Origin of the sequence: Burkholderia territorii (assembly GCF_001718335.1) — a bacterium.
GTDB classification, from domain to species: domain Bacteria; phylum Pseudomonadota; class Gammaproteobacteria; order Burkholderiales; family Burkholderiaceae; genus Burkholderia; species Burkholderia territorii.
The window spans coordinates 2,517,387-2,542,590 of sequence record NZ_CP013366.1; the positions used below are offsets into that span (position 1 = coordinate 2,517,387).

At 67.4% G+C, this 25,204-nt stretch carries 23 protein-coding genes and 1 tRNA gene; 9 read left to right on the plus strand and 15 right to left on the minus strand.

The annotated features are described in order from the left end of the window. Window positions 1–8: 8 nt before the first annotated feature. The 4 genes from parC to WS51_RS22190 form a co-directional block, all read right to left on the minus strand. Window positions 9–2,330: a DNA topoisomerase IV subunit A gene (gene parC, locus WS51_RS22175; RefSeq protein ID WP_069229783.1), complete on the minus strand. Its 2,322-nt coding sequence runs from the start codon at window positions 2,328–2,330 to the stop codon at window positions 9–11. Window positions 2,331–2,392: 62 nt separating this feature from the next. Beyond that, the gene (gene parE, locus WS51_RS22180) at window positions 2,393–4,375 is read right to left on the minus strand and encodes a DNA topoisomerase IV subunit B (protein WP_059448640.1); all 1,983 of its coding nucleotides are present in this window, start codon (window positions 4,373–4,375) and stop codon (window positions 2,393–2,395) included. 223 nt (window positions 4,376–4,598) lie between these two features. Next, window positions 4,599–6,548 (minus strand): ATP-binding cassette domain-containing protein, encoded by a 1,950-nt coding sequence (locus WS51_RS22185; protein WP_059502723.1) that lies wholly within the window; start codon window positions 6,546–6,548, stop codon window positions 4,599–4,601. Window positions 6,549–6,778: 230 nt separating this feature from the next. After that, window positions 6,779–7,183, minus strand: a complete 405-nt coding sequence (locus tag WS51_RS22190; RefSeq protein ID WP_060024315.1) for a DUF4399 domain-containing protein — start codon at window positions 7,181–7,183, stop codon at window positions 6,779–6,781. Window positions 7,184–7,380: 197 nt separating this feature from the next. On the opposite strand from WS51_RS22190, the gene WS51_RS22195 reads away from it, so the two are divergent. Further along, the gene (locus WS51_RS22195) at window positions 7,381–7,563 is read left to right on the plus strand and encodes a rubredoxin (RefSeq protein ID WP_006478164.1); all 183 of its coding nucleotides are present in this window, start codon (window positions 7,381–7,383) and stop codon (window positions 7,561–7,563) included. A 147-nt stretch (window positions 7,564–7,710) separates the two neighbouring features. Next, window positions 7,711–7,785: transfer RNA gene (locus WS51_RS22200), tRNA-Arg, on the plus strand. A 156-nt stretch (window positions 7,786–7,941) separates the two neighbouring features. On the opposite strand, the gene WS51_RS22205 is transcribed toward WS51_RS22200, so the two are convergent. Both WS51_RS22205 and eco read right to left on the minus strand, forming a co-directional pair. After that, window positions 7,942–9,060, minus strand: coding sequence for a right-handed parallel beta-helix repeat-containing protein (locus WS51_RS22205; protein ID WP_069229784.1), 1,119 nt, complete (start codon window positions 9,058–9,060; stop codon window positions 7,942–7,944). A gap of 958 nt (window positions 9,061–10,018) precedes the next feature. Continuing rightward, window positions 10,019–10,519: a serine protease inhibitor ecotin gene (gene eco, locus WS51_RS22210; RefSeq protein WP_059448636.1), complete on the minus strand. Its 501-nt coding sequence runs from the start codon at window positions 10,517–10,519 to the stop codon at window positions 10,019–10,021. 143 nt (window positions 10,520–10,662) lie between these two features. Between eco and WS51_RS22215 the strand changes: the two genes are divergently transcribed. Then, the gene (locus tag WS51_RS22215) at window positions 10,663–10,995 is read left to right on the plus strand and encodes a hypothetical protein (RefSeq protein ID WP_059448733.1); all 333 of its coding nucleotides are present in this window, start codon (window positions 10,663–10,665) and stop codon (window positions 10,993–10,995) included. Window positions 10,996–11,190: 195 nt separating this feature from the next. Here WS51_RS22215 and WS51_RS22220 read toward each other — a convergent pair whose 3' ends face one another. Continuing rightward, complete coding sequence (locus WS51_RS22220) at window positions 11,191–11,592, minus strand: hypothetical protein (RefSeq protein ID WP_081067424.1); 402 nt, start codon at window positions 11,590–11,592, stop codon at window positions 11,191–11,193. Window positions 11,593–11,709: 117 nt separating this feature from the next. Between WS51_RS22220 and WS51_RS22225 the strand changes: the two genes are divergently transcribed. Then, window positions 11,710–12,090 (plus strand): DUF5594 family protein, encoded by a 381-nt coding sequence (locus tag WS51_RS22225; protein ID WP_059448635.1) that lies wholly within the window; start codon window positions 11,710–11,712, stop codon window positions 12,088–12,090. Window positions 12,091–12,276: 186 nt separating this feature from the next. Then, window positions 12,277–13,644 (plus strand): MFS transporter, encoded by a 1,368-nt coding sequence (locus WS51_RS22230; RefSeq protein WP_059502753.1) that lies wholly within the window; start codon window positions 12,277–12,279, stop codon window positions 13,642–13,644. 9 nt (window positions 13,645–13,653) lie between these two features. Here WS51_RS22230 and WS51_RS22235 read toward each other — a convergent pair whose 3' ends face one another. The 3 genes from WS51_RS22235 to WS51_RS22245 form a co-directional block, all read right to left on the minus strand. Continuing rightward, window positions 13,654–14,235: an AAA family ATPase gene (locus tag WS51_RS22235; protein ID WP_060024312.1), complete on the minus strand. Its 582-nt coding sequence runs from the start codon at window positions 14,233–14,235 to the stop codon at window positions 13,654–13,656. Then, a complete protein-coding gene (gene otsA / locus WS51_RS22240; protein ID WP_069229785.1) occupies window positions 14,228–15,649 on the minus strand; it encodes an alpha,alpha-trehalose-phosphate synthase (UDP-forming) in 1,422 nt (473 codons plus the stop codon). Before otsA ends, WS51_RS22235 begins: the two co-directional genes overlap by 8 nt. 150 nt (window positions 15,650–15,799) lie before the next feature. After that, on the minus strand, window positions 15,800–15,985 hold the full coding sequence (locus WS51_RS22245; protein ID WP_059502759.1) for a hypothetical protein: 186 nt from the start codon (window positions 15,983–15,985) through the stop codon (window positions 15,800–15,802). A gap of 288 nt (window positions 15,986–16,273) precedes the next feature. Here WS51_RS22245 and WS51_RS22250 point away from each other — a divergent pair, with 288 nt between their 5' ends. Both WS51_RS22250 and WS51_RS22255 read left to right on the plus strand, forming a co-directional pair. Beyond that, window positions 16,274–16,825 carry a hypothetical protein gene (locus tag WS51_RS22250; RefSeq protein WP_059448630.1) on the plus strand — a complete coding sequence of 184 codons (552 nt, stop codon included), beginning with the start codon at window positions 16,274–16,276 and terminating at the stop codon, window positions 16,823–16,825. After that, window positions 16,822–17,316, plus strand: coding sequence for a hypothetical protein (locus WS51_RS22255; RefSeq protein WP_059770773.1), 495 nt, complete (start codon window positions 16,822–16,824; stop codon window positions 17,314–17,316). Before WS51_RS22250 ends, WS51_RS22255 begins: the two co-directional genes overlap by 4 nt. A gap of 63 nt (window positions 17,317–17,379) precedes the next feature. On the opposite strand, the gene WS51_RS22260 is transcribed toward WS51_RS22255, so the two are convergent. Both WS51_RS22260 and WS51_RS22265 read right to left on the minus strand, forming a co-directional pair. Then, window positions 17,380–18,717: an ABC transporter ATP-binding protein gene (locus tag WS51_RS22260; RefSeq protein ID WP_059791601.1), complete on the minus strand. Its 1,338-nt coding sequence runs from the start codon at window positions 18,715–18,717 to the stop codon at window positions 17,380–17,382. Window positions 18,718–18,739: 22 nt separating this feature from the next. Continuing rightward, window positions 18,740–20,497 carry an ABC transporter permease gene (locus WS51_RS22265; RefSeq protein WP_059508217.1) on the minus strand — a complete coding sequence of 586 codons (1,758 nt, stop codon included), beginning with the start codon at window positions 20,495–20,497 and terminating at the stop codon, window positions 18,740–18,742. A gap of 505 nt (window positions 20,498–21,002) precedes the next feature. On the opposite strand from WS51_RS22265, the gene WS51_RS22270 reads away from it, so the two are divergent. Continuing rightward, window positions 21,003–21,269 (plus strand): double-stranded DNA-specific endonuclease, encoded by a 267-nt coding sequence (locus tag WS51_RS22270; protein ID WP_027786765.1) that lies wholly within the window; start codon window positions 21,003–21,005, stop codon window positions 21,267–21,269. Between the two features lie 40 nt (window positions 21,270–21,309). Here WS51_RS22270 and WS51_RS22275 read toward each other — a convergent pair whose 3' ends face one another. Together WS51_RS22275 and WS51_RS22280 are read right to left on the minus strand one after the other, a co-directional pair. Beyond that, a complete protein-coding gene (locus WS51_RS22275; protein WP_059508216.1) occupies window positions 21,310–22,626 on the minus strand; it encodes an ATP-binding protein in 1,317 nt (438 codons plus the stop codon). Beyond that, window positions 22,610–23,335, minus strand: a complete 726-nt coding sequence (locus WS51_RS22280) for a response regulator (RefSeq protein WP_009693256.1) — start codon at window positions 23,333–23,335, stop codon at window positions 22,610–22,612. Before WS51_RS22280 ends, WS51_RS22275 begins: the two co-directional genes overlap by 17 nt. Window positions 23,336–23,559: 224 nt before the next feature. Here WS51_RS22280 and WS51_RS22285 point away from each other — a divergent pair, with 224 nt between their 5' ends. After that, window positions 23,560–24,111 (plus strand): Spy/CpxP family protein refolding chaperone, encoded by a 552-nt coding sequence (locus tag WS51_RS22285; RefSeq protein ID WP_069229786.1) that lies wholly within the window; start codon window positions 23,560–23,562, stop codon window positions 24,109–24,111. Between the two features lie 67 nt (window positions 24,112–24,178). Here WS51_RS22285 and WS51_RS22290 read toward each other — a convergent pair whose 3' ends face one another. Then, window positions 24,179–24,877 carry a pirin family protein gene (locus tag WS51_RS22290; RefSeq protein ID WP_069229787.1) on the minus strand — a complete coding sequence of 233 codons (699 nt, stop codon included), beginning with the start codon at window positions 24,875–24,877 and terminating at the stop codon, window positions 24,179–24,181. Window positions 24,878–25,204 lie beyond the last annotated feature (327 nt).

Sequence of the window (25,204 nt, forward strand, 5' to 3'; positions counted from 1 at the left end):
CGGATGCGTTAGCCGAGCAGCGGACGCAGCTCGTTGACGACCTTGAGCTTCGTGTCCGGCGCGCGGCCCTTGCGCGCACGCTTGCCGACGTGCGGCGCGAGCCCCGTGTACGACAGCGTCTCGTCCTGCACCTTGCCGCCGCGACCGGTGCCGATCAGCACGACGCCGGCCGGGTCGATCGCAAGCGCCTGCACGAGCGTTTCCTTGTCGTCGAGCGCCATCAGGATCACGCCGCGACCGCCGCCCGACAGCGTCTTCATCTCGTCCATCCCGAACACCAGCAGCCGGCCGCCGCTCGACAGACACGCGACCTGCGTCGCGTTCGGCAGCACGGGCATCGGTGCGAGCGGCACCGCGCCCGCATCGATGGTCATGAACGACTTGCCGGCCTTCACGCGGCTCACCATGTCGCCGACCTTGGCGAGGAAGCCGAAGCCGTTGCTCGACGCGAGCAGCAGTTGCTGGTCGGCCGACGCCGCGTAGTAATGCATCAGATGCGAGCCCGACTCGAGCTCGATCAGCGACGTCACCGGCACGCCGTCGCCGCGCCCGCCCGGCAGCACCGACACGTCGACCGAATACACGCGCCCGCTGCTGCCCCATGCGATCAGTCGATCCGGCGTGCGGCACTGGAACGCCGCATACAGGTGATCGCCCGCCTTGAACGAGAAGCCGGCCGGGTCGAGCCCGTGGCCCTTCAGCGCACGCACCCAGCCCTTCTGCGACACGACGACCGTCACCGGCTCGTCGACGACCTTCGCCTCGAACGTCGCGCGCTTTTCCTGCTGGATCAGCGTGCGGCGATCGTCGCCGTACTGCTTGGCGTCGGCCTCGATCTCCTTGATCATCAGCCGCTTCATCGCGCTTTCGTTCGCGAGCAGCTCCTCGAGCTTCGCTTTCTCGTCGCGCAGCGCCTCCAGTTCCTTCTCGATCTTGATCTTCTCGAGCCGCGCGAGCTGACGCAGGCGGATTTCGAGGATGTCTTCGGCCTGGCGTTCGCTGAGGCCGAACGCGCTCATCAGCGCCGCCTTCGGCTCGTCCGACTCGCGGATGATGCGGATCACCTCGTCGATGTTCAGGAAGACGATCATCCGACCTTCGAGGATGTGGATGCGATCGTCGACCTTCGCGAGACGATGGCGGCAGCGGCGCGTCATCGTCAGCTGGCGGAACTTCACCCATTCGTCGAGGATCGTCAGCAGCCCTTTCTGGCCCGGCCGGCCGTCGGCGCCGATCATCACGAGGTTCAGTGTCGCGTTCGACTCGAGGCTCGTGTACGCGAGCAGCGTGTTCACAAATTCCGTCTGGTCGATCGTGCGCGACTTCGGCTCGAACACGAGCCGCACCGCCGCTTCCTTGCCCGACTCGTCGCGCACCGCGTCGAGCAGGTCGAGCATCGCCTTCTTGGTGTTGAGCTGCTCGGGCGTGAGCGTCTTCTTGCCGAGCTTGAGCTTCGGATTGGTGAGCTCCTCGATTTCCTCGAGCACCTTCTGGCCCGACGTGTTCGGCGGCAGCTCGGTGACGACGAGCTGCCACTGGCCGCGCGCGAGATCCTCGATCTTCCAGCGCGCGCGCACCTTGAGGCTGCCGCGGCCGGCCTCGTAGGCCGCCGCGATCTCGGTGTCGCTCGAGATGATCTGGCCGCCGCCCGGAAAGTCCGGGCCGGGGATCAGGCTCATCAGCTCCGCATGCGAGAGCTTCGGATTGCGGATCAACGCGACCGCCGCCGCCGCGACCTCGCGCAGGTTGTGCGACGGAATCTCGGTGGCGAGACCGACCGCGATGCCCGACGCGCCGTTCAGCAGCACGAACGGCATGCGGCTCGGCAGCGTCTTCGGTTCCTCGAACGAGCCGTCGTAGTTCGGCATGAAGTCGACCGTGCCCTGGTCGATCTCGTCGAGCAGCAGCTTCGAGATCGGCGTGAGCCGCGCTTCGGTGTATCGCATCGCCGCCGCGCCGTCGCCGTCGCGCGAGCCGAAGTTGCCCTGGCCGTCGATCAGCGGATAGCGCAGCGAGAAGTCCTGCGCGAGCCGCACGAGCGCGTCGTATGCCGACTGGTCGCCGTGCGGGTGATATTTGCCGAGCACGTCGCCGACCACGCGCGCCGACTTCACCGGCTTCGCGTCCGGGCCGAGGCCCATTTCGTTCATCGCGAACAGGATCCGGCGCTGCACCGGCTTCTGGCCGTCGCACACGTCGGGCAGCGCGCGGCTCTTCACGACGCTGACCGCGTAGCTGAGGTACGCCTGCTCCGCGTAGTTGCCGAGCGTCAGCGCATCCGCGTCCGGTGCGTCGGAGGCGGCGAAGAGATCGGAAGTATTGTCGTCCATCTGTATTCCGTATTCGTAAGTGGCGTGAGGCCGGGCCGGGCGTCATGCCCGGCCGCGCGGGTTTAGATGTCCGCTTCGACGTCGTTGCCCTTTTCCTCGAGCCAGCCGCGTCGCGCGGCTGCCTCGCCCTTGCCCATCAGCATGGTCATCCGCGCGACGGTCGCCTCGTAGTCGAGTTCGCCGAGCTTCACCGGCATCAGGCGGCGCGTGTCGGGGTTCATCGTCGTGTCCCACAACTGCTCCGCGCTCATTTCGCCGAGACCCTTGAAGCGGCTGATGCTCCATTGCGTTTCGCGCACGCCGTCCTTGCGCAGCTTGTCGAGGGTCGCCTCGAGTTCGCCTTCGTCGAGCGCATAGAGCTTCTGCGCGGGCTTCTTGCCGCGTGCGGGCGCGTCGACGCGGAACAGCGGCGGGCGCGCGACGTACACGTGGCCGCGCTCGATCAGCTGCGGGAAATGCTTGAAGAACAGCGTGAGCAGCAGCACCTGGATGTGCGAGCCGTCGACGTCCGCATCCGACAGGATGCAGATCTTGCCGTAGCGCAGGTTCGACAGGTCGACGGTGTCGTCCGGGCTGTGCGGATCGACGCCGATCGCCACCGAGATGTCGTGCACCTCGTTGTTCGCGAACAGGCGATCACGCTCGGTTTCCCACGTGTTCAGCACCTTGCCGCGCAGCGGCAGGATCGCCTGGTATTCCTTGTCGCGGCCCATCTTCGCGGAACCGCCCGCCGAGTCGCCCTCGACGAGGAACAGTTCGTTGCGCGCGATATCCTCCGTCTCGCAGTCGGTCAGCTTGCCCGGCAGCACCGCGACGCCCGAGCTCTTGCGCTTCTCGACCTTCTGGCCCGCGCGCGTGCGCGCCTGCGCCTGCTTGATCACCAGTTCGGCGAGCTTCTTGCCGTGCTCGACGTGCTGGTTCAGCCACAGTTCGAGCGCCGGACGCGAGAACGACGACACGAGCTTCACCGCGTCGCGGCTGTTCAGGCGCTCCTTGATCTGCCCTTGGAACTGCGGGTCGAGCACCTTCGCGGACAGCACGAACGACACGCGCGCGAACACGTCTTCCGCGAGCAGCTTCACGCCCTTCGGTTGCAGGTTGTGCAGTTCGACGAAACTCTTGACCGCCTGATAGAGACCGTCGCGCAGGCCCGACTCGTGCGTGCCGCCGGCCGGCGTCGGGATCAGGTTCACGTACGACTCGCGCACGAGCGAGCCTTCCTCGCTCCATGCGACGACCCACGACGCGCCTTCCCCTTCGGCGAAGGTTTCGTCGGTGGAGCGCGCATCGGCGAAGCGCTCGCCTTCGAACAGCGGGATCAGCAGCTCGCTGCCGTTCATCTCGTCGAGCAGATAGCCGCGCAGGCCATCCTCGTACTTCCACGCCTGGCGCTCGCCCGTCTTCTCGTTGACGAGCACGACCTCGACACCCGGCAGCAGCACGGCCTTCGAGCGCAGCAGGCGCTGCAGCTCGCCGAGCGGCAGGTTCGGCGAATCGAAGTACTTCGGATTCGGCCAGACCTGCACGCGCGTGCCCGACTTCTTCTCGCCGCGGCCCGCGGCTTGTGTTGCGAGCGGCTTCACGACGTCGCCGTCGGCGAAACCGAGTTCGGCGATCTTGCCGTCGCGCCAGACCGTCACGTCCAGGCGCGTCGCGAGCGCGTTCGTCACCGACACGCCGACGCCGTGCAGACCGCCCGAGAACGTGTACGCACCGCCGGCGGCCTTGTCGAACTTGCCGCCCGCGTGCAGGCGCGTGAACACGATCTCGACGACCGGCACGCCCTCTTCGGGGTGCATCCCGAACGGAATGCCGCGACCGTCGTCCTCTACCGACACCGACTGGTCGGCATGCAGCGTGACCGTGATCTGCTTGCCGTAGCCGCCGAGCGCCTCGTCGGACGCGTTGTCGATGACTTCCTGAATGATGTGCAGCGGATTTTCGGTACGGGTGTACATGCCGGGCCGCTGCTTGACCGGCTCGAGACCCTTGAGCACCTTGATCGATGCTTCGCTATAGGCCGCGCTGGGCTTCTTCGTTGACATAGGCGCTGAATTTCGTCATTCATCGGGACGTTGTCCACACCTCGTGTGGATAACGTCGTGGACAAAACGTTGAGTTCCGTAAAAAAGCGAATCGAAACAACGGTGTGCTTGGACTGCTCCGAAAGCGGGCGCGCGGCGTTCGCTGCGCTGCCCGGGACGCGCGGTATTTTACTGGTTCCGCGTGGCGCGCCGTCGCAAGATCGCTCGCACGGCGCACGCAGCGTCAGACTGGCTTGCGCTTTGCCTCGAGCGTCTCCCACCGCTCGAGCGCCGCGAGCAGCTCGTCGTCGATCGCCGCGAACCGCTCGGTCAGGCGCGTGCCTTCCTGCGGATCCTTCGCGAAGATCGAACCGTCCTCGAGCTGCGCGTTGATCGTCTTCTGTTCTTCCTCGAGCGCCGCGATCTTCTCCGGCAGCGCATCGAGTTCGCGCTGCTCGTTGAACGACAGCTTCACCGTGCGCTGTGCATTACGGCCGGCCGCGCTTTTCGCCGCGTCTTCCTTGACCGGCGCCGCTTCCTTCACCGCGCGCTTCGCCGCCTCCTGCTGCGCGAGCTGCTGCGAGCGCTCGCTCTGGATCTGCCAGTCGGTGAAACCGCCGACGTATTCGCGCCACTTGCCGTCGCCCTCGGCCGCGATCACCGACGTGACGACGTTGTCGAGGAACGCGCGATCGTGGCTGACCAGCAGCACCGTGCCGTCGTAGTCGGCCAGCAGCTCTTCGAGCAGTTCGAGCGTCGGGATGTCGAGATCGTTGGTCGGTTCGTCGAGCACCAACACGTTGGCCGGACGCGCGAACAGGCGCGCGAGCAGCAGCCGGTTGCGTTCGCCGCCCGACAGCGACTTCACCGGCGACCGTGCGCGTTCCGGCGCGAACAGGAAGTCGCCGAGATAGCTCATCACGTGCTTGCGCACGCCGCCGATCTCGACCCACTCGCTGCCGGGGCTGATCGTGTCGGCCAGGCTCTTTTCCTGGTCGAGCTGCGCGCGCATCTGGTCGAAATACGCGACCTGCAGGTTCGTGCCGGTGCGCACCGTGCCCGCGTCGGGCTTCAGCTCGCCGAGGATCAGCTTGAGCAGCGTGGTCTTGCCGGCGCCGTTCGGGCCGACGAAACCGATCTTGTCGCCGCGCATGACCGTCGTCGAGAAGGTGTCGACGACCGTGCGATCGCCGTAGCGTTTCGTCACGTCCGTCAGCTCCGCGACGATCTTGCCCGACTTTTCGCCCTGCGCGACGTCGAGCTTCACGTTGCCTTGCGCATTGCGGCGCTCCGCGCGCTCGTTGCGCATCTGCACGAGCCGCGCGATGCGGCCGACGCTGCGCGTGCGGCGCGCCTCGACGCCCTTGCGGATCCACACTTCTTCCTGCGCGAGCAGCTTGTCGAACTTCTCGTTTTCCACGCGCTCGACTTCCAGCTGCTGCGCCTTGCGCGTCTGGTACGCGGAGAAGTTGCCCGGATATGACAGCAGCCGGCCGCGATCGAGCTCGACGATGCGCGTTGCGACGCGATCGAGGAACGCGCGATCGTGGGTGATGAACAACAGGCCCGCGCGCTGCGCGACGAGCAGTTCTTCCAGCCAGCGGATGCCGTCGAAGTCGAGGTGGTTGGTCGGTTCGTCGAGCAGCAGCACGTCCGGCTGCAGCACGAGCGCGCGCGCCAGTGCGACACGCTTCTGCATGCCGCCCGACAGCGCGTCGACCTGCGCGTCGCCGTCGGTCAGGCCGATCTGCGCGAGCGTCATCGACACGCGCGTACGCCAGTTCCATGCATCGTGCGCGTCGAGCGTCGACTGCAGCGCGTTCATCCGCGCGAGCAGCGCGTCGTGCTCGGCGCCTTCGGGCGTCTCCGCGAGGCGGTGCGCGATCGAATCGTATTCTTCGAGCACTTCGCGCGTGTGCGTGAGGCCCGACGCGACGGCGTCGAATACGGTCGCGCCCGGTTCGAACTCGGGCTCCTGCGGCACGTAGACGGTCACGAGCTCCTGCTGGCGCGTGATCAGCCCGTCGTCGGGCTTCGCCAGTCCGGCGACGATCTTCAGCAGCGACGACTTGCCCGCGCCGTTGCGACCGATCAGGCCGACGCGCTCGCCGGCCTCCAGCGAGAAATCCGCGTGATCGAGCAACGCGACGTGACCGAACGCGAGTTGCGCGCCGGTAATGGAATAAAGCGACATGGGGAGACGGCGAAGAGAGAAATCGGAAGCGCCCATTGTACCGGTGGCGGACGCCCGCGCCGGGATGGCCGGACGGACTAGGCCGGTGCGCGGTTCATTTCGTGCCGCGGCGGCATGGCGGCGCGTGTCGGATCGACGGGGCCGCCAGGCGACGCGGCGGGGTTGCGCGGCCGCCGCGACGGGCATCCGGCCGCAGCCTCCCGGCCGGCTGCCTGCATGCGAGGGGGCGATTACTTCACGTTGACCGAGATCGTCGAGCTCAGCTCGGGACCGTACGAGCGGTGCGCGCCGTCGCCGAGCTGCAGCGTCAGCGTGTGCTGGCCGGGCGGCAGCTTCACGTCGGTTTCGGTCTGGCCCTTGCCGAAGTGCAGCGAATGGTCTGTCGCGGGGATCACGTCGCCCTTCGGCACCGGCTTGCCGTCGATCAGCAGGTGATGGTGGCCGGTGTCCGGCGTCATGTCGCCGGCCGGCTTGAGATCCATCCCTTCGAGGCCGAACTTCACGTGCACGGGGCTCGACACCGTCGCGCCGTCCTTCGGCTCGACGAAGAACACGCGCGCCTCGGCCTGCGCGAGCGTCGACACGGCCAGTGCCGCGACACATACCGCACCCGCGATCCACTTCTTGTTGAGCATTGTTTTCTCCTTCAGATTGAAAGGCTCACGAAGCATACACTGCGCGCCCGGCCCGCGCGATGACGGCCGTTGTTCGCGATGCGCACGTTTAAAACGACGTTGCGGCGGTGTTCGACGAAATTCCGGTACCATTGCGCCTTTCGTCCGCCGGCCACACTGCGCACGGCATCACGGATTTTCATCATTCCGAGCACCACATGAGCGAAGTAACCGAATACCAGAGCTGGGTCTGCCTGATTTGCGGGTGGGTGTACAACGAAGCAGAAGGCCTGCCCGACGAGGGCATCCCCGCCGGCACCCGTTTCGCCGACATTCCCGCCGACTGGCGCTGCCCGCTGTGCGACGTGGGCAAGGAAGATTTCGTCGTCGTCGATTTCTGATTCCGGGTTCCCGACACGAGTAAGCGCGCGCGGCGCGTATCGGCACGCATTCCGTCCGCCGATGCGCCGCGCGTTTGCTATACTCTGCGCGCTGTCCACATCGCCGTCCCGTTCGCGTCTTTGGTACGCGAAACCGCGGACAGGGCTCTCCCCGTAGTTCAATGGATAGAACAAGCGCCTCCTAAGCGCTAGATACAGGTTCGATTCCTGTCGGGGGGACCAGCAGTTTCCCGAATTTCCACGTGCCTTGATATCGCGCCGTCCACACGCGCCACGTCCGCCGTATCACGCACGCTCTCTCTAGTCGTCTGCCTACCGCACCCACGCACGCCGTGTTTCACCAAACATCGGCCACCACCCCGCACCCCCGCCACCTCGTCACAGCATCAACCCCGTCCTGACCTGCGGCATCAAACTCGCATTCGCGCCCGTCACTGCAAACGTGCCGGCAAACGACGCCCCGGCCGGCAGCGCCAGCAGGCTGCCGTCCCCGAGCCGATTCGCATCGACGACGATCTGGTTCGCCGTGCAACCATTCGTCAACAAGCCGACCGGCAAACCGGCAATCGACGAGAACGTGTTGCCCGTCACGCTGAACGAACACACGTTCCCGGACGCCCGGAAACCCGCATAGCCGGAGCCTGACACGCGGTTATCCGCCACCGTGACATCGGACACGGTTCCCGACCACGTATCCAGTTCGATCGCCCCCTGCTGCGTCGGCTGCAGCCCGTTGTTCGCGTTCGTGGTCTGGATGTTGGTCACGATATTGCCGGTGATGACGACGTTCGACGACCCGTAGGTCTTCCAGCTGTCCTCCTGCGCGACCAGAATCCCCGCCGCCTTCTCGACGGCGTCGACCGTGTTGTTCGAGATCGTTACCGCCTGCCCGCCGACGACGGTGATGCCGCGCCCCCACGCGTTGCCGGACACGGCGTTATGGTCGATCAGGACGTTGCCGCTGAGGCGGCCGTCGCCGAGATAGCTGACCACGGCGATCAGATCGTCTCCGGTGCCGGCCACCGTATTGTTCTGCACCAGCACGTTGGTCGACCCGTAAGTCGTATGGATGCCGTCGGCGAGCGTCGCGCGCACGGTATTGCCCACGATCGCGATACCGTTGCCGCCGAACACGAAGATCCCCGCGCTCGCGCCGCCCTGGATCGTCACGCCGAGTATCTGGACGTCCGAGCCCGTCACCTCGACCTTGGTCGATTCGGGCGTCGTGAGCCGTGTCGTTCCGGTGCCGGCCAACGTCACGCCGACGAGCGTCGAACCGGCACTCCTCATCTCGATCGTCTGGTCGGCCGGGTTGGTGGCGGCCAGCGTCGCGCCGTATCCGGAAATCACCGCCTGGGGCACCGTCACGGCAAGCGAATGCCCGACGACGTAGCGTCCCGGAGCGATGACCAGACGCTGCCCGGCACGCAGGCTGTCGAATGCCTTCTGTAGCGCATCGGCCTGATCGCTGCCGTCGGCGGCCGGATAAACCGTCACATCGGCGACCGGAATCGGCTTGGTGCCACTGGAAGGCGGAAGCGTCGCTCCGGCCGCCGCTCCGGTCGACCCAGCAGTCGACCCAGCAGTCGACCCAGCAGTCGGTCCGGCGATCGACGCCGGGCTGCCGGAATTCGACGATGAAGCTGATGCACCGGATGCAGCACCGGCAACTGCGCCGGACGACGTCGATGCGCCCGCAACGGTCTGCGTGCCCGCGGCAGCGTTGTCGTCACCGCCGCCACATGCGGCAAGACAAAGGCAGAGCGCGGCAAACATCGCCCGATCGACTGTACGCATGCGAAATTCCGCTATCCCAAATTGGCGTCATCGTAAGTACGCTTGATAACTTTGTAAATGAATTCCGCCTTGCACCTGTGAAATATTTCGTTATCCTCTTTCATTCATCGCCACGTCATCACGGCGACATGTGGCCCCCGACCGCGCATTGTCGGATCGCGGCGAACATATGCGGAAAATTGCGTAGAATCCCGAACCTTCGCCTTAAAGGCGAAGCGCTGGGGCACTACCCGATGCAAACGGGACGCATATGCACGCGCCAGTCGCAAGCCGGTCCGCTGCCTCGTCGTGCGGTCAGCGCTGCATCCGCTGGAGTGATCGGATACGGCCCGGCAAACATTGATCGCGATACGCGAGCAGAGGGTCGCCGCGATACGCACGCGACTCGACGAAGACGTTGCAACCGGCGAGCTCTTCGCGCATGCAAACCGCGATGCGATCGCGCGCTGCGTGACGGTGCAACAGAGAGTGACGATTCAGGCACGCGACGGCACGAGCCGTCGGAGATCGGAAGGCGGTCGCGCAGCCCGCGCGGGCCGCATGGCCGCCGCTCGCGGGCGCGAACGACGGATAACGTCGGAATCCGAAAGGAAGCCGGCTGAATCGGCGCGGCCCGGGGAGCGGCAAGCGCGCCCGCACGACCGCACCGGTCGACGCCTTACTGCGTGACGGCCTGCTGCACGTCCTTCGATGCATGCCACACGCGGTAGCGCACGTCGAAACCGTCCGGCACGTAGACGACGAGCGGCAGGCGGCTGTTATAGCGCAGCAACTGGCCGTCACCGCGCACCTGCACGAAGCGCTGCTGCGGCGCCTGGCCCGGGCAGGCCATCAGCGTCGATGCAGGCCCCTTCACGTCGGTCAGTCGATAGTACGTATAGCCCCAGCCCTTCACGTCCTCGGCGGTCAACTCGCCGCCGAACCATTGCTGGTTGCAGTCGGTCTGCAGCGTCTTGCCGATCATCAGCTCGACGCGTGCGTCGCCCTCGTTCTCGAGCGCGGGCAGCGCGATCACCGCGCGCTGCTGGCCGGCCGTCGGCTGCGGGAACATCTTGATCGATTCGGCCGGCACGGCGGGTGCCGATGCGGGGCCCGCCGCCCAGGCGGCGGCGGTCGTCACGCAAAGGGCGGCCAGGGCGGCCCGGATCGCGAATTTCATCGATGTGCTCCTGATAAACAAAATAGGCCCCGATGCTAACACTTTCGTCGCGCGACCTTACGAGGCTGTAATTTGACGACACAAATGCAAACAGCCGGCAATCCCCGCGCGCGGTACTTATAGGGGAACCAATGGAGAACATCATGCTGAAGCTCATTGCCGCCGCCGGCGTCGCCACGCTGCTGGCCGGGTGCGTCGTCGGTCCGGACGCCGGATACGGCTACGGACAGCCCTACTATTCCGATCCCGGGTACGCGTACGGGCCGGCCTACGGGGCCTCGCCCATCTATGGCACGGTCAATATCTGGGGAGGCGGCGGCGGACGCGACTGGGACCACGGCCACCGCGACTACCGCCGCTGGGATCGCGATCGCGGCGATCGCTGGGACCACGGCGGCTGGGGGCGCGGCGGCGGGCGCCGTGGCGACTGGAACGAAGGCGGCGGCGGACGCGGCGACGGCGGCCACCGCCACTGAGCCAGCAGAACCAATTGCAACCGTTTGTATCCGCACGCGGCGTCGCGCAGCTTCCGTCCGGCGTTCGATAACCAACGTCCGAGAAATGACAAAGGCCCTCGCATCACGCGAGGGCCTTAACTTTTGTCTTCCCGTTGCCGGGAATTCGTTCAATCGGCACCGAGCACATGACGCCGTGCCCGGTCATGCGCCCGCTCACCAGCCAGCCGGTCGCGCATAGCCGCCCGATACCGGCGCGCCGCACACATACGGGCGCTGATAGCGGTCGTAGCAATAGTCCGGGCCGTCGTCCTGGTACTGCGCCTGCTGATACGTCGGATACGCGGGCTGCTGGTAAGCCGGTGCCTGGTAGTACGTCGGCGGCTGATAGGCGGGTGCCTGATACACGGGCGCCCGATACGCGACGGGCGGATTCATCGCCGACGTCACGATCGCACCGAGCACCGCGCCGCCGATCAGCGCGCCGATGATGTCGCCCCCGTCGCGGCCATGCGCGGAAGCCGGGCCGGCCACGGCGAGCGAACCGGCAAGGACACATACTGCGGCAATTCTTTTCATGATGGACTCCCACGCGAAGTGGTACTGGATGCGATGCATTGTGGTCGCGCGCGGCCGTAATAGATGCAGCAAGTGGTAACGCGCCATTACCGGTATCACGCACACCGAAACGCGCCCCCGCCGTGCTACGATTTTCGGCACACAGGAGACGCCTTCATGCAGCCCGAAACCGCCCGCCGTTTCGATACCGAATTCGCGCCGCGCATTGCGCAGGCGATCGCCGCGTTCTTCGCCGATCACGTGCTGACCGACGTCGTCCCATACGGCGGGCACGGGCAACCGACGCGCGTGCAGGTCCGCAGCGCGCCGCACGAGCATGTGAGCGGCTTCGTGCATCCGCTGAACCTCGAGCTGACCTGGGACACGGACGAGATCGAGCGGTTGATGGCACCCGACGGTCCCGCGCGGTTCGAGCACTACCTGAGCGCGCTGCCGAGGAAGCTGAGCGCATGGCAGAGCGCGCGCGACATCGATCTCGCATCGCGCACGCAGGCCGACCCGCTCGTGCGGCTCGGCGGCCTCGACTTCGAAGGTTGAACGCACGCACCGGCCGCCGGCCGGCTGCTGCCGGCGTCGCGCGATACGGTCCGGTGATACACTCGACCGGTCCCGCTCCGGCGCCGCCAGGCTGACCGGGTCGTTCACCGCCGCCTCCACCCGCGAGCATGGTTGCGCACGCAACCGGCATCCGGGCGCGCGGATCATCACGCCTTCGCTCCCGCCATGAACGCCGATACCGGCCTGCCGCTTCCGCAACGCTACTGGGCAATCGTCTGCGTCGCACTGGGCATCACGCTCGCCGTGCTCGACGGCGCCATCGCGAACGTCGCGCTGCCGACGATCGCGCGCGACCTGCGCGCGTCCGACGCCGCATCGATCTGGATCGTCAACGCGTACCAGCTCGCGGTCACGATCACGCTGCTGCCGCTCGCGTCGCTCGGCGAGCGCGTCGGCTATCGCCGCATCTACATCGCCGGGCTCGCGCTCTTCACCGCGGCGTCGCTCGGCTGCGCACTCGCCGGCTCGCTGCCGGTCCTCGCCGTGATGCGCGTGATTCAGGGGTTCGGCGCGGCCGGCATCATGAGCGTGAACGCAGCGCTCGTGCGGATGATCTACCCGTCGTCGATGCTCGGGCGCGGGTTGTCGATCAACGCGATGGTGGTCGCGCTGTCGTCGGCGATCGGGCCGACCGTCGCATCGGCGATCCTGTCGGTCGCGTCGTGGCCCTGGCTGTTCGCGGTCAACGTGCCGATCGGCATCGCGGCGGTATTCGGCAGCCTCCGTGCATTGCCGGCCAACCCGCTGCACGATGCGCCGTACGACTTCCCGAGCGCGCTGATGAACGCGTGCGTCTTCGGGCTGCTGATCATGGCCGTCGACGGGCTCGGGCACGGCGAAAGCCACGCGTACGTTGCCGGCGAACTGGCGATCGCGTTCGCGGTCGGCTACTTCTTCGTGAAGCGGCAGCTGTCGCAGCCGGCACCGCTGCTGCCGGTCGACCTGATGCGCATCCCGATGTTCGCGCTGTCGATCTGCACGTCGGTGGCCTCGTTCACGTCGCAGATGCTCGCGTTCGTCGCGCTGCCGTTCTGGCTGCAGCACTCGCTCGGCTTCTCGCAGGTCGAAACCGGCCTCTACATGACGCCATGGCCGCTCGTGATCGTATTCGCCGCGCCGCTTGCCGGCGTGCTGTCGGATCGTTACTCGGCCGGCATCCTCGGCGGCATCGGCCTCGCGCTGTTCGCGGCCGGGCTGTTGTCGCTCGCGATGATCGGCGCGCATCCGGGCACCGTCGATATCGTGTGGCGGATGGCGCTGTGCGGCGCGGGTTTCGGGCTGTTCCAGTCGCCGAACAATCGCGCGATGCTGTCGTCGGCACCGCGCGAGCGCAGCGGCGGCGCGGGCGGGATGCTGAGCACGGCGCGCCTGACGGGCCAGACGCTCGGAGCCGCGCTCGTCGCACTGATATTCGGGCTGGCGCCCGACCATGGGCCGACGATCGCGCTCTATGTCGCGGCCGTATTCGCGGCGCTCGCCGCGGGAGTCAGCATGCTGCGCATCGCGTCGCCGCGCCCCGACACGGCGGCCTGACGCCGTCGTTCAGGCGGCGTCGATCGCGTCCATCACGAAGCGCACGCGCGCCTTCACGCTCGCGCACGGCAGCTCGATCAACCGATACCCGTACGCCGTATAGCAGTCGACCATTGCGTCGTAGGTGCGCACGGCCTCCGAGAAATCCTGCCGGCGCTCGGTATCCTGCGTGTAGATGTCGGGCCACGGCGGCGCGATGAACACGCGGCGGTGATACCGGAAGCGCCGCGCCGCGGCCTCCGCATGCGCGGGCACCGCGAGGCCCGTGAGCCGCAGATAGCCGATCACGTCCGGCACGCCGCGGTCGAAGAACACGGGCCCGCGCGCGCCTCGTGCGAGATGATACGAACGCATCTCCCAGTTCAGCATCAGCTCGGCGAACGCGGCCCGGTCGCGCCAGGGGAGCGCCGGTCCGTCGATCGCCATCTGATCGCGGATCACGCCGCGCCCGGCCTCGTGCGAACGCGCGAAGCCGCTGCGTTCGAGCGCATCGAGCAACGTGCTCTTGCCGGAGCCGGGGCCGCCCGTGACGACGAAAAAGCGGGCGGACACCTCCTGCGCCGCGCCGTCGTCCTCCACGCGCTCAGACATGCGCGGCTCGCCGGCCCGCGCGCTGCGTGACCGACGCGGCCGCCGCGACGCTGCGCAGGTCGGCGACGAACGTGTCGCGCCAGACCGACAGATTGTTTCCGCGCAGCCGCGCGAGGTTCTCTTCGTGACGCGCCTGCCGCTCCGCGAGCGGCATCGACAGCGCGCGCTCGAGCGCGTCGGCCATCTGCGACAGGTCGTAAGGATTGACGAGCAGCGCACCGGTCAGCTCGGCCGCCGCGCCCGCGAACTCCGACAGCACGAGCACGCCCGGATCGGCCGGATCCTGCGACGCGACGTATTCCTTCGCGACGAGATTCATCCCGTCGCGCAACGGCGTCACGTAGCCGACCTGCGACATCCGGAAGAACGCCATCAGCAGATTGCGCTCGTACTTGCGGTTCAGGTACTGGATCGGCGTCCAGTCGAGCTGCGAGAAGCGGCCATTGATGCGGCCGGCCTCGCCTTCGAGCGTTTCGCGAATGCGCTGGTAGGTCTGCACGTCGGAGCGCGTCGGCGGCGCGATCTGCACGAGCGACACGCGCCCCTGCCAGCCGGGCGCGTTGGCGAGCATCCGCTCGAACGACTGGAAGCGTTCGACCAGCCCTTTCGAATAGTCGAGCCGGTCGACGCTCATCACGAGCTTGCGGCCGCCGAGTGCGTCGCGCAGCATCTTCACCGGCTTGCGCGATGCGTACTGGACGGCTGCGTCCGCGATCGCATCCGGGTGCACGCCGATCGGATAGGCGGCGACCTTCACGACGCGGCCGTGCGCATGCAGCATCCCGTCGTCGCTGGCCGCGCCGATGCCGCGCCGCTCGATGTAGTCGGCGAACGCCTGCTTGTCCGCTTCGGTCTGAAAGCCCGCGATGTCGTACGCGCACATGAACTTCACGAGTTCCTCGTGCGGCGGCACGATGCGCAGCACGTCGGGCGACGGAAACGGGATATGCAGGAAGAAGCCGATCGGATTCTTCACGCCGAGTTCGCGCAGGCAATGCGCGAACGGCAGCAGGTGATAGTCGTGCACCCAGATCAGGTCGTCGGGCCGCAGCAGCGCGGCGAGTTGCTTCGCGAGCATCGCGTTCACGCGCAGATAGCCCGCGTATTCCTGTCGGTCGAAGCGTGCGAGATCGCCGCGGTAGTGAAACACCGGCCACAGCGTCGCGTTCGAGAAGCCGCGGTAGTACTGATCATAGTCGCGCCGCGTCAGCCCGAGCGTCGCATACGTGACGTTGCCGTCACGCTGGATGGCGGGCGCGGCGTCGGGCGTACCGACGATCTCGCCGTTCCAGCCGAACCAGACGCCGCCGGTTTCCTTCAGCGCGTCCATCACGCCGACCGCGAGGCCGCCCGCGCTCGGGCGTGTGTCCTCGCCGGCGGCGACACGGTTCGATACCACGATCAATCTGCTCATGCGGCTTTCCCTCCTCGATTCGATTGAATGGCGCGCGACGCGCGCCACGACGGGCGCGACGGCCAAAAGGCGGTCGCGCGGCGATTCAGATGTGAGCGATGCAACAACGAGCGCAATGAAATGCGGCGGCGGAATGCAACGGCGACGGAATCAGGCGTCCTGCTCCTGGCCGAGGTCGCGTTGATAGTCGAGCCCTTCCGGGCGTGCACCGCCCTGGTTGTGATCGCCGTCGGACGGCGTCTCGTCGGGCGCGCCGGCCGGCGCATCGGTCTGCGGACGCGGGCGCTCGGTCCCCGGGTCGGAGGACCGGGGAGAAAACCGTTTCGAACGGCGCATGGCTGGGTGTCTCATATGCAACGCGGCTCGGAGCCGCCGTAGAAACATTCCATAACAAAAGAGTCTAGGTTGCTTCCTCGCATGCCAAGGTAACAATTGCCTTCAATTTGTAACGTTTCGACCCCTGCTCGGCCGACTGTCCGACAATAGCGCCGCGCGTACGCGCGCGAGCCACTGCCCGGCGATTTGTCAAAGCTTTGCAGTTTTCCTATGACAATTGCGAAACAATGATGCGGCATGGGGGCGCGCATGCGTCGCCGCTCACCCAGACAGGACTTGCACTCAGGGATGAACATTCGTTTCGAACCGCCGCGTCGGGCCATGCCGGCGCGCATCGTGCTGGCCGCGATCGCCACGGCCGCACTGCTGTCCGGCTGCAACTCGCTGTACAGCGAGGGCGCGACTGCCGGCGCCGGTATCGCGGGCGCCGCGATTGCCTCCAAGGTCACCAACAACGCCGCCGTCGCGACGGGTATCGGCCTCGGCGCCGTCGCCGGCGCGCGGGCGGGCGTCCAGTACACGCAACGTGTCGCGCACCGCTACACGCAGGAGCAGATCGCGAAAGCGGCCGGCCCGCTCGACGTCGGCGGTGTCGCACCGTGGAAGACGCACCATTCGTTCCCGATCGAGGACGACGAACAGGGGCGCGTGACGGTCAGCCGGATGATCAGCATCGGCCCGCTCGACTGCAAGGAAATCGTGTTCGCGGTCGATACGCCCGCGAAAGCCGACAAAGCCGCGGAATCGGCGTTCTACGTCGCCACGATCTGCCGCGACGGTCCCGTGTGGAAATGGGCGTCGGCGGAACCCGCGACCGAACGCTGGGGCGCGCTGCAATGAGCGTCGCGATCCGTATCGCGGCGATCGGCGCGCTGTGCGCGGCCAGCGCCGTGCTGTCGGGCTGCGGCTCGGTCGGCGCGGCGAGCGGCGCACTCGCCGGCGCGGCGACGGGCCTCGTCACCGCGAACCCGGCCGTCGGCGTCGGCGTGGGGATTGCCGTGCAGGCGGCGACCGACGAAGCCGTCAACCGCACGATGAAGCAGCTCCATCAGAACCAGCAGGACGCGATCGCGAAAGCGGCGGGCAGCCTGGCCGTCGGCGAAGTGAAGCCATGGAAGGTGAAGAACACGCTGCCGCTCGAAAACGGCGAAGGCGAGGTGCGCGTCACGCGTGCGTACTCGACGGCGCTTGCGCTCTGCAAGGAATTCGCGTTCTCGGTGAAGGACGGCGACAAGGCCGACTGGTATTTCGCGAATGCGTGCCAGCAAGGCACGCACTGGAAGTGGGCGTCGGCCGAACCGGCGGTCGACCGCTGGGGCAACCTGCAGTAAAGATGCGGCGCGCGACAAGCGCCGCGCATGCGAACGCCGGGCCGCGCGGCCCGGCTCGCTGGCTCAGGACTCGACGTCCTCGAGGCTGAAGATTTCGGTCTGGTCGTTGTACGAGAAAATCTCGCCGTAACGACCCCAGTCGATCACCGCGTCGAGCGTCTCCTCGGCCGCGCCGTCCGACAGGAAATCCTCGAGCTCCTGCTCGAAGCGCACGCGCGGCGCGCGATGGCCGGGGCGCTCGTTCAACACTTTCTTGATCCGCGCGGCGAGCGGCACGTGCTTCAGCAGGTGATCGGCGAACATCAGCTTGCGCTCCTGCGTGCCGAACTCCGCGAACACGCGCCCCGGCGGCGTCAGGAACACGTCGCCTTCGCGCACGTCGGCAAAGCCGAGGTACTGCAGCACTTCCGCGATCGGGAACAGGTCGTCGACCTCCAGATGCAGCGTGCGCGCGATTTCCGGCATGTCGGCGCGGCCGTGATACGGCGCCATCGCGAGCGTCTCGATCAGGCCGGCCATCAGGTTGGTCGACACCTGCGGCAGCCAGCTGCCGAGCTCGAGGCCCTTCTTCGTCGCCTCGCCGGTCTGGCGTGCCGTCATCTTCGCGTAGATGTCGTCGACGAGCTTGCGGAAGGCCGGATCCAGCCGGTTGCGCGGATGCTTGAACGGCACCTTGATCTCGGCGATCACACGGCCCGGGTTCGACGACAACACCAGAATCCGGTCGCACATGAACACCGCTTCCTCGATGTTGTGCGTGACGATCAGCACCGACTTGATCGGCATGCGGCCTTGCGTCCACAGGTCGAGCAGGTCGGTACGCAGCGTTTCGGCCGTCAGCACGTCGAGGGCCGAGAACGGCTCGTCCATCAGCAGGATCGTCGGGTCGACCACGAGCGCGCGCGCAAAGCCCACGCGCTGGCGCATGCCGCCCGACAGCTCGCGCGGATACGCGTTCTCGAAGCCGTCCAGACCGATCAGGTCGATCGCGGCGAGCGCGCGCTCGCGCCGCTCGCGTGCGCCGACGCCGAGCGCTTCCAGACCGGCTTCCACGTTCTGCAGCACGGTCAGCCACGGGAACAGCGCGAAGGTCTGGAACACCATCGCGACGCCTTCGGCCGGGCCGGTCAGCGGCTTGCCGAGGTAGGTCACTTCACCGCCGGTCGGCTCGATCAGCCCGGCAATGATTCGCAGCAGCGTGGACTTGCCCGAGCCCGAGCGGCCGAGCAGCCCGACGATCTCGCCCTCGCGCAGCGACAGGTTCGCGTCGTCGAGCACGAGCAGTTCGCCCTGCGTCTTGTTGAAGCCGCGGCAGACGTGCTCGACGCGCAGGATTTCCTCGCCGAGGCGCGGCGGCTGGGACGTCTGGACGGGGGCGTTTACAGCATTCGGATTGTGCATCGCGTTTCGCTCTCAATCGGTCTCAGTCGAGCCGCAGCTTCGCTTCGGCGAAGGCATACAGCGGGCGCCACAGCAGGCGGTTGAACAGGGTAACGAACAGGGACATCACGGCGATGCCCAGGATGATCTTCGGAAAGTCGCCGGCGGCGGTGGTCTGCGCGATGTATGCGCCGAGGCCGTGCGCCTCGATCCTGGTCGTGCCCCACTGCACCGCCTCGGACACGATGCTCGCGTTCCACGCGCCGCCCGACGCGGTGATCGCGCCGGTCACGTAGTACGGGAAGATGCCCGGCAGGATCGCCTGGCGCCACCACTGCCAGCCGCGGATCCGGAAATTCGTCGCGGCTTCGCGATAGTCGTTCGGATAGGACGTCGCGCCCGCGATCACGTTGAACAGGATATACCACTGCGTGCCGAGCACGATCAGCGGCGACAGCCAGATGTCGGCGTTCAGGTGAAAGCGCGCGATCACGATCACGAACACCGGGAACAGCAGGTTCGCCGGGAACGCGGCGAGGAACTGCGCGAGCGGCTGCAGTTTCTCGGCGAGCTTCGGGCGCAGCCCGACCCACACGCCGACCGGCACCCAGATCACCGATGCGATCGCGATCAGCACGACCACGCGCAACAGCGTGATGAGCCCGAGCACGATCACGTGTCCGACTTCGGCCATCGTCACGCCGGTCGACACGAAGCTGACGACACGCCACACGATATAGGCCGTGCCGAGCAGCACGAGCACCGCCCATGCGATGTCGACCGTGCGCGACGCCTTCTTCTCGACCTTCGGCAGCGTGAAGCGCATCGCGCCCGACAACGGCAGACGCAGCGGAATCCGCGCGGCCTTCGCGAAGAACCAGCCGGCCGGCACGAGCAGCTGATGGATCAGGCGCGTACGGCGCACGAGGTCGAGCAGCCAGGATTGCGGCGCGTCGCCCGACGCGGTGTTCTCCATCCGGAACTTGTCGGCCCACGCGATCAGCGGGCGGAACAGGAACTGGTCATAGGCCAGGATCACGACCGTCATCGTCAGGATCACCCAGCCGATCGCGCCGAGGTTCTTGTCCGAGATCGCCTGCGCGAGATACGCGCCGATCCCGGGCAGCGTGATGGTCTGGTTGCCGACCGTGATGGCCTCCGACGCAACGACGAAGAACCAGCCGCCCGACATCGACATCATCATGTTCCAGATCAGCCCCGGCATCGAGAACGGCACCTCGAGCTTCCAGAAGCGCTGCCACGACGTCAGGTGAAAGCCGCGCGACACTTCGTCCAGATCGCGCGGCACCGTGCGCAGCGACTGGTAGAAGCTGAACGTCATGTTCCACGCCTGGCTCGTGAAGATCGCGAAGATCGCAGCGAGCTCGGCGCCGAGCACGCGGCTCGGGAACAGCGCGAGGAAGAACGTCACCGTAAACGAGATGAAGCCGAGCACCGGCACCGACTGCAGGATGTCGAGGATCGGGATCAGCACCATGCCCGCGCGGCGGCTTTTCGCGGCGAGCGTGCCGTAGACGAGCGTGAACGCGAGCGACGCGACCATCGCGGCGAGCATCCGCAGCGTGGTGCGCAATGCGTACTCGGGCAGGTTCGACGGATCGAGCGAGATCTTCTGCGTCTGCAGCGTGGCGATCGGCGCCATCGTCTCGTGGAAGCCGACGACCGCCATCGCGATCAGGCAGATGATCAGCGGAAACGCGATGAAGTCCCACCGGTTCGGCAGAACGCGCCACGCGGATGCGTTGGCGGTCCGGTTCGGATTGAAGAATCCGACGTCCATCAGGCGCCCTCCCCGGTAAGGCCGAACGAAGCCGGCAGACGATGTTGATTCATGGCAAAGCGCACGGGCGCGGTAATTCGACGCGGTAATTCGATTGATTCACGATCTGACGCCGGCGCGAGGCCGCCGTGCGTGCAGGCTGCGGCCCGGCGCGACGAGTCGGCCGCGACGGCACGACACTACACCAACCTGTATTTCAGGTTCAACCGTCCGGGGCCGGCGCGACGCCGCGCGGCGCGCGGACGGCGCACGGATCGTACCCGGCACGCAGGTGACCGACAGGCGTGCGATGCGGAGCAGCCCGGCCGCAGTCCTCAGGCCGGCATGTGCAGGCCCCGAATTATGCCGTGAACCGGGCCGGCCGGGAACCCGCCAGCCGCACGCGCACGCAAACCATGCCGGACGTCAGCGGACGATCACGGCGAAGCAGGTATGATCGGGGCTAGCCCCTGGTGTCGGTGTCGACACAGCCGCCAGGGATCGACCGACCAGCGGGAGAAAGGGAATGGCAGGAAACTTGGTGATCGTCTGCCGCGATCAGGATGCCGATGCGTTCTACGAGCTGATGCAGGAGTATGGGTCGTTCCAGACCCGGCTGTCGTCGACGGCATGGTACCTGAACATGAACGTCGTGCCGGAATCGCTGCAGGAGGAGATTCTGGAGCGCCTCGGCCGCTATACGACCGTCTATATCTTCGAGGCCACGAGCGTGACCTACAACACCATCGACAGCAACGCCGCCGAGACGCTCGGCACGCTGTTCGGCGAATGACGCCGCGCGGCGCCTGCCGCGCAGGCGCCGCATCCGCCGCTTACGCGGCCTGCGCGTGCAGATCGTCCTTCGGTATCGCGTCGAACGGGAACGTCATCGCCACGCGCAGGCCGCCCTCGGGACGATTGCCGATTTCGCACGTCCCGCCCAGCCTCAGCACCAGCCGCTCGACGATCGCAAGCCCGAGCCCGCTGTGGCCATTGCCGCCGCGCGCCGGGTCGAGCCGCACGAACGGCCGCGTCGCGGCCGCCAGGTCGCGCGGCGCGATTCCGCCGCCGCTGTCGCTTACCGACAGCACGTAACCCGTCGGCGTACGCGCCGTCTCGACGAGCACGGGCGGCGCGCCGTACGCATGCGCATTGTCCAGCAGGTTCGACAGGATCCGGTCGAGCGTCGCGGTCGGCAGGCGGAAGCCTTCGTCGGCGGACAGGTGCGTCTGCACCGCCGGCGCGTTGGGCGCGACCGCGCGATAGCTGCGCGCGATCCGCTCGCAGGTCTGGTCGACCGGCACCGGCTCGCTGCGGTCCGCGCCGCCGTGCGCGAATACGAGGAACTGGTCGACGATGTGCGACATCGAGTCGACATCGCGCACCACACCGTCGCGCAGCCGCGCGTCGTCCATCATTTCGGCGCGCAGGCGCATCCGCGCAAGCGGCGTGCGCAGGTCGTGCGCGACGCCGGCCAGCATCACCGCGCGATCGCTCTCGGCTTGCGACACCTGTTCCACCATCTGATTGAAGCCGTGCGTAAGCTGCCGCAGCTCGCGCGGGCCGCGCTCGCGCAGCGGCGGCACCGGCTGGCCGCGGCCGAAGCGCGCGACCGCGCGCGCCAGCGAGCGCAACGGCTGCTGCAGCTGCCAGGCCGCGAACAGCGCGGCGATCACGCCTGCCGAGAAGATCGTGCCGAGCCACAGCAGCATCCGGTCGAGCGAGCGCGGCGGGCGCAGCGGCTGTACCGGCACCACGATCCAGTTGCGGTCGGTCGGCTCCTTGACCCACAGCACCGGCGGATGGCCCGGCGCGCCGATCTCGACCAGCGTGCCGGGCGGCATGCGCTCGCTCACGTCGTCACGGAAACGCTTGAGCGGCGCCGGCAGGTTCGATCCAGCGCTCGTCGGCACGTCCGGGCTGTCCGGCGATACCAGCCGCACGCGTGACGGCAGCGGCTGGTCGGGCGTGCGCTCGACGTGCTGGCGCACGGCGTCGACGAGAAAGGCGGCCTCCTCGACCGCGTAACGCGTCTGCATCTGGCTGCGCTCGAGGCGCATCGCGAAAAACCACGCGAAGTGCGACAGGAGCAGCACGCCGACGACCAGCAGCGCCAGCCGCCCGAACAGTGAATCAATGGGTTTGCGCATGGGCCTCGCCGTCGGGCACGAACACGTAGCCGCGCCCGCGGACCGTCTGGATGAAGCGCGGTGTCGACGGATCCGTTTCCAGAATGCGGCGCAGGCGCCACACCTGGACGTCGATGCCGCGGTCGGTGCCGTCGTATTCGGGCCCGTGCAGCAGCTCGAGCAGCCGCTCGCGCGTGAGCGTGCGCAGCGCGTGGTTCACGAAGATCTTCAGCAGCGCGAATTCGCTGCTCGACAGTGTCGCGGGCTTGCCGTCGACCGACAGCGTGCGCGCCTGGAAGTCGAGCACGAAGCGGCCGAACGCGAACGGCTCGCGTTGCTCGGGCGCCGCCGCCGACGGCGTCGCGCGGCGGCGGCGCAGCACGGCCTGCACGCGCGCGAGCAGCTCGCGCGGGTTGAACGGCTTGCCGAGGTAGTCGTCCGCGCCGAGCTCGAGCCCGACGATGCGGTCGACGTCGTCCGCGCGTGCCGTCAGCATGATCACGGGGATGTCGTCGCCGGCCGCGCGCAGCTGGCGCAGCGCGGTCAGGCCGTCCACGCCCGGCATCATCAGGTCCAGCACGATCAGGTCGGGCCGCTCGCGCTCGAGGCGCTTCTCGAGCGTCGCCGCGTCGTGCAGCACGGACACTTCCATCCCCTGACGCACGAGATAGTCGCGCAGCAGGTCACGGAGTTCTTGGTCGTCGTCGACGATGAGGATCTGGGTAGTCATGGCTCGAAGTTTACCGCGCGAGGGCGGCGTCGAAGAACGAAACAAAGACACGAAAGGGTTACTGCGGGTTACGGCGCAAGGGAACTGTAATGCACCGTAACCCGGCAGCCACCCCGCGTAACACCCGCCGGGACCCGCGCCGCTAACCTGCGTCTTACCGGATGCGGCACACGCGTCATGCGCGCACCGCATCGCCGGACCCTATGGATACAGGAGTTTCTGAAATGTATAAGAAGACTTCCCGCGTGGCCATTGCGGCCGCCGCCGTGCTCGCTCTCGCATTCGGCACCGCGCATGCCGCGCCGCCCGTCGACATGCCGCCGCCGGGCGGCCCCGGCATGCACCAGATGCACGGCGGCCATGAAGGCGGCCCGTTCGGCGCGATCATGAAGCTGCACGATCAGCTGAAGCTCAACGCAGCGCAGGAGCAGCAATGGCAGACGGCCGTCAACACGATGAAGCAGAACCATGAAGCGATGCGCAAGAGCCACGAGCAGATGCGCGAGCAGTTCAAGGCGCAGCAGAATCAGCCGATCCTCGACCTGAACGCGATGCATGCGGCCCGCCAGCAGGCCGAGCAACAGAATGCGCAGCTGCGCGAGCAGAGCTCGGCCGCGTGGCTCGCGTTCTACAACGGACTGAACGACCAGCAGAAGACGACGGTCAGCACCGCGCTGAAACAGCAGTTCGCGCGGATGGAGCAGCGCCACGAGAAGATGAAGGAGCGCTGGGAGCAGCACCGCGCGGCCAAGGCCGCGTCGGCGCCGGTGCAGTAAGCCGGCGCGCCGCCTCCCCGGCGGCATCGCGGGGGCGCGGGCAGTAGGCCCGCGCCCCCGTTTCGTTTCAGGCGACGTCGAACAGCAGCACCTCGGCCGCCCGCCCGCGCGCGAACGCAATCGCGTCCGCCCCGGCGATGCGCGCACCGTCGCCCGCGGCGAGCGCGTGCCCGTTGACTTCCACGTCGCCGCGCGCCACGTGCACATACGTACCGCGCCCGGCCGGCACCCCGAATACCACCTCCTCGTCGCCGTCGATCAGCCCCGTGAAGATGCGCGCATCCGCGCGGATCGACAGCGCCCCGTCGTCGCCGTCCGGCGACGCGACGAGCCGCAGGCGGCCGCGCTTCTCGTCGTCGGCGAATCGCCGCTCCGCGTAACCGGGCCGCCCGCCGCACTCGGCCGGCTGTAGCCAGATCTGCAGCAGATGCAGCACGCGGTCGCGCGACGCGTTGGTCTCACTGTGCATGAGCCCTGTGCCGGCGCTCATCCGCTGGATGCCGCCGGCCCGCACGATCGCGCCGTTGCCGAGGCTGTCGCGATGCGCGAGCGCGCCGTCCAGCACGCAGGTGACGATTTCGACGTCGCGGCGCGGCTGCATCCCGAAACCGCGTGTCGGCGCGATCAGGTCCTCGCTCAGCGCGCACAGCGCGCCGAACGGCGGATGCGCGGCGTCGGCGTCGCCGGCAAGCGCAAAGCTGTGGCTCGACTCGAGCCAGCCCTGGCGCGTATGGCAGCGGTCGGCGGCGCGGCGGATCTGGAACATGGGGGCACTCCGGCAGGCAATATTCTTTCTTCGGGTTTACCTGCACTCTAGGGGCACGCCGCGCGCGCCACAATCCGCCGCACGCGCACCGCATCGTTGCACCCACGAATCCAATCGACGTAATACTCGTTGCGAATACCACGATTGCCGCAACGCCCGGATCGAAGAATCCGTCGGTCACGCCGGATTGCCGTTTTCCGGGTATCGCGTTCGGGTAAAATACCGCCCTTTTGGCGTTCGCCCGTCCGGCGAGCGCCGTTGCCCGCGCGCCGAAACACGAATTTTGGCCGTCTAGAATACGCCGCGGCGCCCGGCCCGACCGGCCGC